This is a genomic window from Streptomyces sp. NPDC044571 (assembly GCF_040647115.1).
Classification (GTDB): Bacteria; Actinomycetota; Actinomycetes; order Streptomycetales; family Streptomycetaceae; genus Streptomyces.
This window is the reverse complement of sequence record NZ_JBEZBN010000023.1, coordinates 94,191-103,722: the sequence shown is the minus strand read 5'-3', so window position 1 is coordinate 103,722 and position 9,532 is coordinate 94,191. Positions and strand designations below refer to the sequence as shown.

Here is a 9,532-nt window from a genome sequence, read left to right as displayed (position 1 = left end):
CGCGGGGGCCGCGGGGCGGCGGCGCCCGCCCCGCGGTTCCCGGGGCGGCCGGCCCCGCCGCCGGCGCCCCGCCCGCCGCGGCGGTCGGGCCCCTTCGTCGTGGGGAGTCGGCCCGGATCAGGCGGCCTTGGTCTCCCAGAAGATGCGGTCGATCTCGGCGATGAGGTCGAGGGCCTTCTGGCCGGTCGCCGGGTCGTTGGACGCCTTGGCGGCCGAGAGGGCCTTCAGGGTGTCGTTGACCAGGGTGTGCAGCTGCGGGTACTTCTCGAAGTGCGGCGGCTTGAAGTAGTCGCTCCAGAGCACCGAGACGTGGTGCTTGGCCAGCTCGGCGCGCTGCTCCTTGATGGTGATGGCGCGCGCGCGGAAGTCGGCGTCCTCGTTGGCCTGGTACTTCTCCTGGACGGCCTTGACGGACTCGGCCTCGATGCGGGCCTGGGCAGGGTCGTACACGCCGCACGGAAGATCGCAGTGGGCGGAGACCTTCGCCTTGGGGGCGAAGAGGCGGGAAAGCATGGAGTGTCCTCCTCGTGATCGTCTTCTCAAGGGGGAGATTACTCGCTGGAGAACCGGATTTCGCGGGCGCCCCCAGGGGCTTAGGACAAAAGTCCAGGGGCCCGGCGGAACCGGTGAGCGAATGTACGGGAGCGTGCGGCAGCATGCGCACGGAGACGGGTGCGGGTGAGGAGGTCACGCATGGCGGAGAACGGGCGGGCGCGGGTGCGGTTCGAGGTGCTGGAGGTGGCGGGGCCGTCGATGGTGCCGACGCTGCTGCACGGGGACCGGCTGGTGGTCCGGTACGGGGCGCCGGTCCGCCCGGGTGACGTGGTGGTGCTGCGGCACCCCTTCCAACAGGACCTGCTGGTGGTCAAGCGGGCGGTGGAGCGGCGGCCGGGCGGCTGGTGGGTGCTCGGGGACAACCCGTACAACGAGACCGGCGACAGCACCGACTACGGGACGGTGCCCGACGAGCTGGTGCTCGCGACGGCCGTGCTGCGCTTCAGGCCGCGCCCGGCCGGTCAGAGCTCGCTGAGGGCGCGGCTGTCCTGGGCCGCCTCGGCGCTGCGCCCGCTGTGGGCGGACGCCTCGGCCTCCAGCCGCTTGCGGGCGCGGTAGGCGGCGACGTTGGCGCGGGTGGCGCAGCGGTCGGAGCAGTAGCGCCGGGAGCGGTTGGTGGAGGTGTCCAGGTAGGCGTTGCGGCAGGGGGCCGCCTGGCACAGGCCGAGCCGGTCGGGGCCGTGCTCGGTGAGGTGGAAGGCCAGCCCGAAGGACGCGATGGCCGCGTATCCGGCGGAGGCGTTCGAGGGGTGGTCGGCGAGGTGGATGTGCCAGTTGGGGCGGCCGTCCTCGCCGACGTGGTCGTGGCCGGAGACCTGGGGGCTGACCGGGAACTCCATGAGGAGCGAGTTCAGCAGGTCGACCGCGAGGACGTGGTCGCCGCCGTCGGCGGCCTCGAAGACGGCGCGCAGGCGGCCGCGGACGTTGCGGAAGCGGGTGACGTCGGCGTCGGTGACCCGGCGGGCGGCCTGGACCCCGGGGCCGAAGAGCGAGCGGACGGCGTCCACGGAGGTGAGGGCGTCCTTGTTGCGGGCCGGCTCCTCGGTGTTGACCAGGCGCACGGCATAGTCCGAGTAATGGGCCAGTTCCACTTGTAGTCCTTACGGCTGCGGATTAGGGTCTCGGTAACGGCTGAGACACTTTCGAGGGTATTACGGGCGGAGGGGTTCGCGATGGCAGAGACCACGACCGGCTGGCAGGCCTGGCAGGACAGCTGGGACCGGCAGCAGGAGTGGTACATGCCCGACCGCGAGGAGCGGTTCCGGGTGATGCTGGACATGGTCGAGGCGCTGGTCGGGCCCACCCCCCGGGTTCTGGATCTGGCGTGCGGTACGGGAAGTATCACGGACCGCGCCCTCAAGCGGTTCCCGAACGCCACCAGCACGGGCGTCGATCTGGACCCGGCGCTGCTGACCATCGCCCGGGGCCACTTCGCGGGAGACGACCGGGTCGCCTTCGTCACCGCCGACCTCAAGGACCCCGCCTGGGTCTCGGCGCTCCCGCACCCCTCGTATGACGCGGTCCTGACGGCCACCGCCCTGCACTGGCTGCACAGCCCCGAGCTCGCCGTGCTGTACGGGCAGATCGCGCCACTGGTGCGGGAGGGCGGGGTGTTCATGAACGCCGACCACATGCCCGATCCGGCGACCCCGCGGATCGACGCCGCCGACCGCGCCCACCGGCACGCCGCCATGGACCGGGCCCGCGCCGCGGGTGCGCTGGACTGGGCGGACTGGTGGGCGCTGGCCGCCGCCGATCCGGTGCTCGCGGAGCCGACCAGGCGCCGCTACGAGATCTACGGGGAGCACGCCGACGGCGACACCCCCGACGCGGCCTGGCACGTCCGCACCCTGCGCGAGGCGGGTTTCGCGGAGGCCCGGACGGTGTGGCGCTCCCCCTCCGACGCCCTGGTCCTAGGTCTCAAGTAGGTACTTGTAGGAAAGTAAGAAATCGAAACACCGGAGGGGCGGTACGGGATCCCGTACCGCCCCTCCTCATGCCGGGCAAGCGCAGCGTCACAGCACCTTGGACAGGAACGCCTTCGTCCGGTCGTGCTGCGGGTTGCCGAGGACCTCGCGCGGGTGCCCGGACTCGACCACGACGCCGCCGTCCATGAAGACGAGGTTGTCGCCGACCTCGCGGGCGAAGCCCATCTCGTGGGTCACCACGATCATGGTCATGCCCGACTCGGCCAGGTCCCGCATGACGTCGAGGACGTCGCCGACGAGCTCCGGGTCGAGCGCCGAGGTGGGCTCGTCGAAGAGCATCAGCTTGGGCTCCATGGCGAGCGCACGGGCGATGGCCACCCGCTGCTGCTGGCCGCCGGAGAGCTGCGAGGGGTAGTTCCCGCCCTTGTCGCCCAGGCCGACGCGGTCGAGCAGCTTGACGGCGCGTGCCCGCGCCACCGACTTGCTCTCGCCCTTGACCTGGACGGGGGCCTCCATGACGTTCTCAATGGCCGTCATGTGCGGGAACAGGTTGAAGCGCTGGAAGACCATGCCGATCTCACGGCGCTGGGCCGCGACCTCGCTGTCCTTCAGCTCGTAGAGCTTGTCGCCCTTCTGGCGGTAGCCCACCAGCTGGCCGTCGACCGAGAGCCGCCCGGAGTTGATGCGCTCCAGGTGGTTGATGCACCGCAGGAAGGTGGACTTGCCGGAGCCGGACGGGCCGACCAGGCAGAAGACCTCCCGCGGGGCGACTTCGAGGTCGATGCCCCGGAGGATGTGGGCGGCGCCGTACGACTTGTGGACGCCTTCTGCCTTGACCATCGGCTGGGCGGTCATCGCGCGACCTCCGTACGGCGGAACATGTTCAGGTTGGCACGCAGGCGCTGGAACGGCGTCGGCGGCAGGTTCCGCGTGGAACCACGGGCGAAGCGGCGCTCCAGGTAGTACTGGCCGACGCTGAACACACTGGTCAGGGCCAGGTACCAGATGGATGCCACGAACAGCATCTCCATGATGGCGCCGGCGGTGTTGCCGATGTTCGACGAGGCCCGCAGGAGTTCGGTGTACTGCACCGCCGAGACCAGGGACGAGGTCTTCAGCATGTTGATGAACTCGTTGCCGGTCGGCGGGATGATCACGCGCATCGCCTGCGGCAGCACCACACGGGCCATGGTCTTCGTCTGGGGCATGCCGAGGGCGTGCGCCGCCTCGGTCTGGCCCTCGTCGACGGACTGGATGCCGGCCCGGACGATCTCCGCCATGTACGCGCCCTCGTTCAGGCCGAGGCCCAGCAGGGCCACCATGAACGGGGTCATGACGTCGACGGTCTCGTTCTTGTAGATCGGACCCAGGTTGATGTAGTGGAAGATCAGCGACAGGTTGAACCACAGCAGCAGCTGCACGTACACCGGGGTACCGCGGAAGAACCAGATGTAGAGCCAGGAGACGGCACTCGTCACCGGGTTCTTCGAGAGCCGCATCACGGCGAAGACGATGCCGAGCAGAAGGCCCAGCGCCATGGCGGCGACGCTGATGACCACGGTGTTCCAGAGGCCGCTGAGGATCGCCGGGTCGAACAGCTTGTCCCCGACCGTCCCCCAGATCACGTCGCCCTCGGAGAAGGCGAAGACGAGCCAGCCGAGCAGGGCAACGACGATCACGCCGCTGACCCAGCGCCCGTAGTGCCGGACCGGGATTGCCTTGATGGCCTCGTACGGGGTGCCCGAGGCGCCGGGTCCGGCCGGCGGGGTTGCGGCCGGACCCTTGTCGATCTTGTCAGTCACAATGACTGCCCTTCAGTGGAACTCGATGGTGCGTGGGGGTCACTGGCCGGCGTTGACCGCGGCTTCCTTCACGGCACTTTCCTTGACGTTCCACTTCTCCAGGACCTTGGCGTAGGAGCCGTCCTTGATGATGGCGTCGAGCGCCTGCTTGAGAGCGTCGCGGAGCTGGGTGTTGTCCTTGCTCACGCCGATGCCGAAGAGGCCGACGCCGGTCTGCTGTCCGGCGATCTCGAAGTCGTTGCCGCCGCCCGAGGTCTTCACCGTGTAGGCGGCGACCGGGTAGTCGTTCAGGTCGGCGACGGCGCCGCCGGCCTTGACGCGGGTCTGCGCCTCGGCGTCGGTGTCGAAGGCCTGGATGGTGAGCTTCTTGTCACCGCACTTCTCGGCCTGCTTCTTGAACTCGTCCTCGTACGTCGTGCCGCGCTGGACCGCCACGGTCTTGCCGCAGAGGTCGTCCAGGGTCTTGATGCCCTCGGGGTTGCCCTTCTTGACGACGAGCGAGAGGCCGGAGGAGAAGTAGTCGACGAAGTCGATCCCCTTGCCGATCTTCTGGCCCTTGTCGTCCAGGCCCTCCTGGCGCTGCTTGTTGTCGGTGATCGACGACATGATCGCGTCTTCGCGGCCGGTGTAGATCGAGGTGATCAGACCGTCGAAGGTGCCCGCGGTGAACTGGAACTTCACACCGAGCTGCTTGCCGAGCGCCTCGGCGATGTCGGGGTCGACGCCGACGATCTTGCCGTTCTCGACGAATTCCATCGGGGCGTACGCGGAGTCCGTACCGACCTTGATGACACCGGCGTCCTGGATCTTCTTCGGCAGGGCCGAGAAGAGCGGGGCGGAGCTGTCCTTGGACGCCCCACCGCCTGACGGGGTGGACGAGGAGCCCTTCTCCGTCTGGTCCCCACAGCCGGTGAGGATCAGGGCGCCGGCGACCGCGATCGCACCGACCGCGGCGATCCGGGACCGGGCGGCGGTCGTACGACGAGTGGTGCTAGCGGTCATGAGCTGGTTCCTCCGGGTGGCTGGGGAAAGCATCCGAGAGCGGTCGGGCACGCACCTTCGAGTGTCGCGACCTCGTGTGATTACGGCATCTTGCCATTCGGACTGACGCATTCAGGCAGTTCGTCAGGTCAAAATCGGATAACGGGTGGGCGTGGGTACCCAACAGCCCTGCGGGCAGCAGGCCGCGACGCCGCAGGAACCCCGGTGACCAGGAGCTTTTGACGGACTATTTGCGGTCCGTCTCGCCCGTTGGACAGAGCCGTTTGGACCTTTCGCCGAAAACGGGACAAGGGGCTTACAGTCGAGCAGGAATCGACTCGTCTGGGTGAGCGTTCATCCGGTACAACGGATCCTTACACCCCTCATCCGGGGCTCAGGGCGCGCGTGCGGCGCGCCCGCGCGTACGAACCTCCCCTTCGCGGAGACGGGCCAACCGTCGATGCGGAGTACGGACGCGGTGCCCGCCCACCCCTTAACCAGGAGTGGCCACCCTCAACGATTCAAAGACCTAAGGGGCCAAGAAAGTGGCAGCGGAGATCGTCAATCCTCGCAGCGACAGCGCGACGGACAACAACCCGGACGCGGTGTTCGCGCTGCACCGGGGCGGCAAGATGGCCATTCAGGCCACGGTGCCGGTCCAGAACAAGGATGACCTGTCCCTCGCGTACACGCCCGGCGTGGCGAAGGTCTGCAGCGCCATTGCGGAGCAGCCCGAGCTGGTCAACGAGTACACCTGGAAGTCCAACGTGGTCGCCGTCGTCACCGACGGCACGGCCGTGCTCGGACTCGGTGACATCGGACCCGAGGCCTCCCTCCCCGTGATGGAGGGCAAGGCCATCCTCTTCAAGCAGTTCGGCGGCGTGGACGCGGTCCCGATCGCGCTCGCCACCAAGGACACGGACGAGATCATCGAGACCGTCGTCCGTCTCGCTCCGTCCTTCGGCGGGGTGAACCTGGAGGACATCTCCGCGCCCCGCTGCTTCGAGATCGAGCGCCGGCTGCAGGAGCAGCTGGACATCCCGATCTTCCACGACGACCAGCACGGCACCGCCATCGTGACGCTGGCCGCCCTGCGCAACGCCGCGAAGCTGACCGGGCGCACGCTCGGTGACCTGCGCGCCGTGATCTCGGGCGCCGGCGCGGCGGGCATCGCCATCGCCAAGATCCTCGTGGACGCCGGCATCGGCGACGTCTGCGTCACCGACCGCAAGGGCGTCGTCTCGGCCGACCGCGAGGACCTGACGGACGTCAAGGCCGAGATCGCGGGCCTGACCAACAAGACCGGCCTCACCGGCTCCCTGGAGAGCGCCCTGGCCGGCGCGGACGTCTTCATCGGCGTCTCCGGCGGCACGGTGCCGGAGGAGGCGGTGGCCTCGATGGCGGAGAACGCCTTCGTCTTCGCCATGGCCAACCCGAACCCGGAGGTCCACCCCGACGTCGCGCACAAGTACGCGGCGGTCGTGGCCACGGGCCGCTCGGACTTCCCGAACCAGATCAACAACGTGCTCGCCTTCCCCGGCATCTTCGCGGGCGCCCTCAAGGTCCGTGCCAGCCGGATCACCGAAGGCATGAAGATCGCCGCCGCCGACGCCATCGCCGGTGTCGTCGGTGACGAGCTCGCCGCCGACTACGTGATCCCGTCGCCCTTCGACGAGCGCGTGGCCGAGGCCGTCGCCACCGCGGTCGCCGCGGCGGCGAAGGCCGACGGCGTGGCCCGCCTGGTCTGACCCGCAGCACACGCACCAGAAGGCCCGGCCGGATCACTCCGGCCGGGCCTCTGCTTTTCGTTCGCGCCCCTCGCACGGCTCGGCCCTGGCGGGCCTCTCCGGCTTCGGTCCGCTGCGTCGGACTCCGTCCGACGGCGCGGCCACGCCGCCGACGCACCCTCCTGGCCCCCGAACCGGGAGGGGTCGCCGCGCCGCGGACTTTCCGTGCAGGGCGCGCCGCAAGGCGCCCCGGGTGCACGGAAGGAGCGCGCGGTCCACGGTGACAGGCTCATGATCAGCCGGCCGCGCGGCTTGAATATTACCCCTCTCCGAAGCCCGATCCGCGCATTCCGCTTTCCCCCGGCAACAACACAAGACTGCACGTACAGACGGTAGTTGGCGGGGCGACAGACAGTTCCGTTCAGACTCCCGGAGGACCATTCAGGACGCCGGAACACCCCTGTCCGGTTCCCGTCCCTGCCGCCCTGCGCGTACGCGCGGTGCAGGGCCCGCGCCGGACCCGTGCGACGAACGCCTCACCGGCAGCACGCCGACGGGCCTGGCCCCCGCCCCTACCGAGCGGTAGCCTCTGGCGGCATGTTCGCTGCCTACGCCGCCCGAATCGACCGTGACCAGCCGCTGAGCGGCCTTGAGCTGGGCGAGCGCCCGGCCCCCGAGGCCCGCCCCGGCTGGGTGACCGTGAACGTCAAGGCCGCCTCGCTCAACCACCACGACCTGTGGTCGCTGCGCGGGGTGGGCCTCGGCGAGGACAAACTGCCCATGATCCTCGGCTGCGACGCCGCAGGCATCGACGAGGACGGCAACGAGGTCGTCCTGCACTCCGTGATCGGGCAGAGCGGCCACGGGGTGGGCCCGGACGAGCCGCGCTCCATCCTGACCGAGCGCTACCAGGGGACCTTCGCCGAGCAGGTCACCGTCCCCGCCTGGAACGTCCTGCGCAAGCCCGCCGAGCTGTCCTTCGAGGAGGCCGCCTGCCTGCCGACGGCCTGGCTGACGGCGTACCGGATGCTCTTCACGAACGCGGGCGTGCGCCCCGGCGACTCGGTGCTCGTCCAGGGCGCGGGCGGCGGCGTCGCCACCGCCGCGATCGCCCTCGGCAAGGCGGCGGGCCTGCGGGTCTTCGCCACGAGCCGGGACGAGGCCAAGCGCAAGCGGGCCGTCGAGCTGGGCGCCCTGGAGGCGTACGAGCCGGGCGCGCGGCTGCCGCAGCGGGTGGACGCGGTGATCGAGACGGTCGGCGCGGCCACCTGGTCGCACTCCGTCAAGTCCCTGCGGCCGGGCGGCACCCTGGTCATCTCGGGCGCCACCAGCGGGGACCGCCCGGCGCACGCCGAACTGACCCGGATCTTCTTCCTGGAGCTGAAGGTCGTCGGCTCGACGATGGGGTCCAAGGACGAGCTGGAGGACCTGCTGTCCTTCTGCGCCACGACCGGAGTCCGGCCGGTGATCGACGAGGTGCTCCCGCTCGACCGGGCGCGGGAGGGCTTCGAGAAGCTGGCAGCCGGGGACCTCTTCGGCAAGATCGTCCTGAAGCCGTGACCCGCGAGGGCCCCGCGTACCCGTGCGGGTACGCGGGCCCTCGTGCGGGGCCGGCCCGGGGCGGGCTCAGCGGGCGGAGCGCAGGGTGTCCGCGAGGTGGGCTGCCGCCGCCGCCAGGTGGCTGCGCACCTGCGCCAGTTGGGCGGCGGTGATGCCGTGGTCGCGGGCCGCATCGCGCACGTCGTCGCGGAAGCGGTCCAGCAGCCGGTCCAGGTCGCGGGCGGCGTCGCCGCTCGGGGTGAGGTCCTCGGCCCAGCCCGTACCGGCCTCGGCGTCGGCCTTCGGGGCGGCCTCCGCTCCGGCGGGCGCGGCCGCGGGGGCCGGCGGGGTGGCGCCGGCCAGCCAGCTGCCGGCCAGGTTGCCCAGGACCCCGCCCGACTTGGCGAACTGCTCCTGTAGCTGCCCCGCCATCCGTATGACCTCCTCGCGGGCCCGTTCCTGTGCCTCCTTGGCCTGGCGGCGGGCCTGCTGGGCCTCCTCGCGGGCCCGGCGGCTCTCGTCCTTCGCCCGGCGGGCCTGCTCCTTCCACTCCTGCTTGGCCCGGCGCAGCTCCTCCTTGGCCGCGGCCCAGGAGGCGTCCTCGACCGGGGTGGCGGTCGCGGTGGCGGCGGCCCGGATCTCCCGCCGCAGAGCACCCGCGGCGCCCCGTACGTCGTCGCGGATCTCGGCGGCCAGCTCCGAGACGGAGTCGCGGATCTCCAGTTCCAGGGCGGCCAGTTCCCCGCCCCGGTCGGCCAGTTCGGCGCGGCCGGCGTCGGTGATGGAGTACACCTTGCGGCCGCCTTCGGTGGCGTGCGTGACCAGCCCCTCGGCCTCCAGCTTGGCCAGTCGCGGGTAGACGGTGCCCGCCGAGGGCGCGTACAGGCCCTGGAAGCGCTCCTCCAGCAGGCGGATCACCTCGTACCCGTGGCGCGGGGCCTCGTCCAGCAGCTTGAGCAGGTAGAGGCGCAGGCGTCCGTGGGCGAAGACGGGCGGCATG

The 9,532-nt window shown here is 70.5% G+C and carries 10 protein-coding genes; 4 read left to right on the top strand and 6 right to left on the bottom strand.

Annotation, left to right across the window (positions count from 1 at the left end; translation table 11 throughout):
• Nucleotides 1-117 precede the first annotated feature (117 nt).
• The gene (sodN, locus tag AB0B01_RS15125; RefSeq protein ID WP_048475438.1) at nt 118-513 is read right to left on the bottom strand and encodes a superoxide dismutase, Ni; all 396 of its coding nucleotides are present in this window, start codon (nt 511-513) and stop codon (nt 118-120) included.
• A 180-nt stretch (nt 514-693) separates the two neighbouring features.
• On the opposite strand from sodN, the gene sodX reads away from it, so the two are divergent.
• On the top strand, nt 694-1,113 hold the full coding sequence (gene sodX / locus AB0B01_RS15120; RefSeq protein WP_361717885.1) for a nickel-type superoxide dismutase maturation protease: 420 nt from the start codon (nt 694-696) through the stop codon (nt 1,111-1,113).
• Here sodX and AB0B01_RS15115 read toward each other — a convergent pair.
• Entirely contained in the window at nt 1,017-1,646 is a 630-nt protein-coding gene (locus AB0B01_RS15115; RefSeq protein WP_361717883.1) for a CGNR zinc finger domain-containing protein, read from the bottom strand. The genes sodX and AB0B01_RS15115 overlap by 97 nt on opposite strands.
• Before the next feature lie 81 nt (nt 1,647-1,727).
• Between AB0B01_RS15115 and AB0B01_RS15110 the strand changes: the two genes are divergently transcribed.
• On the top strand, nt 1,728-2,483 hold the full coding sequence (locus tag AB0B01_RS15110; protein ID WP_361717880.1) for a class I SAM-dependent methyltransferase: 756 nt from the start codon (nt 1,728-1,730) through the stop codon (nt 2,481-2,483).
• 87 nt (nt 2,484-2,570) lie between these two features.
• Here the strand turns inward: AB0B01_RS15110 and AB0B01_RS15105 are convergent, their stop codons facing one another.
• From AB0B01_RS15105 to AB0B01_RS15095, 3 genes are read right to left on the bottom strand one after another with little or no spacing between them, the layout of a single operon-like run.
• Nucleotides 2,571-3,338 carry an amino acid ABC transporter ATP-binding protein gene (locus AB0B01_RS15105; protein WP_361717877.1) on the bottom strand — a complete coding sequence of 256 codons (768 nt, stop codon included), beginning with the start codon at nt 3,336-3,338 and terminating at the stop codon, nt 2,571-2,573.
• Nucleotides 3,335-4,285, bottom strand: a complete 951-nt coding sequence (locus AB0B01_RS15100) for an amino acid ABC transporter permease (protein WP_361717874.1) — start codon at nt 4,283-4,285, stop codon at nt 3,335-3,337. Before AB0B01_RS15100 ends, AB0B01_RS15105 begins: the two co-directional genes overlap by 4 nt.
• Before the next feature lie 39 nt (nt 4,286-4,324).
• Nucleotides 4,325-5,287 (bottom strand): ABC transporter substrate-binding protein, encoded by a 963-nt coding sequence (locus AB0B01_RS15095; RefSeq protein ID WP_361717869.1) that lies wholly within the window; start codon nt 5,285-5,287, stop codon nt 4,325-4,327.
• A 536-nt stretch (nt 5,288-5,823) separates the two neighbouring features.
• Here AB0B01_RS15095 and AB0B01_RS15090 point away from each other — a divergent pair.
• Nucleotides 5,824-7,014, top strand: coding sequence for an NADP-dependent malic enzyme (locus tag AB0B01_RS15090; protein WP_361717906.1), 1,191 nt, complete (start codon nt 5,824-5,826; stop codon nt 7,012-7,014).
• A 576-nt stretch (nt 7,015-7,590) separates the two neighbouring features.
• The gene (locus tag AB0B01_RS15085; RefSeq protein ID WP_361717866.1) at nt 7,591-8,553 is read left to right on the top strand and encodes a zinc-binding dehydrogenase; all 963 of its coding nucleotides are present in this window, start codon (nt 7,591-7,593) and stop codon (nt 8,551-8,553) included.
• A 66-nt stretch (nt 8,554-8,619) separates the two neighbouring features.
• Here AB0B01_RS15085 and AB0B01_RS15080 read toward each other — a convergent pair whose 3' ends face one another.
• Nucleotides 8,620-9,531, bottom strand: coding sequence for a helix-turn-helix transcriptional regulator (locus AB0B01_RS15080; protein ID WP_361717863.1), 912 nt, complete (start codon nt 9,529-9,531; stop codon nt 8,620-8,622).
• Nucleotide 9,532 lies beyond the last annotated feature (1 nt).

What these genes read in the sequence shown, in the direction of transcription:
- sodN (WP_048475438.1), bottom strand. Translation starts at nt 513, where the DNA reads ATGCTTTCCCGCCTCTTCGCCCCCAAGGCGAAGGTCTCCGCCCACTGC.
- sodX (WP_361717885.1), top strand. Translation starts at nt 694, where the DNA reads ATGGCGGAGAACGGGCGGGCGCGGGTGCGGTTCGAGGTGCTGGAGGTG.
- AB0B01_RS15110 (WP_361717880.1), top strand. Translation starts at nt 1,728, where the DNA reads ATGGCAGAGACCACGACCGGCTGGCAGGCCTGGCAGGACAGCTGGGAC.
- AB0B01_RS15105 (WP_361717877.1), bottom strand. Translation starts at nt 3,338, where the DNA reads ATGACCGCCCAGCCGATGGTCAAGGCAGAAGGCGTCCACAAGTCGTAC.
- AB0B01_RS15095 (WP_361717869.1), bottom strand. Translation starts at nt 5,287, where the DNA reads ATGACCGCTAGCACCACTCGTCGTACGACCGCCGCCCGGTCCCGGATC.
- AB0B01_RS15085 (WP_361717866.1), top strand. Translation starts at nt 7,591, where the DNA reads ATGTTCGCTGCCTACGCCGCCCGAATCGACCGTGACCAGCCGCTGAGC.
- AB0B01_RS15080 (WP_361717863.1), bottom strand. Translation starts at nt 9,531, where the DNA reads ATGCCGCCCGTCTTCGCCCACGGACGCCTGCGCCTCTACCTGCTCAAG.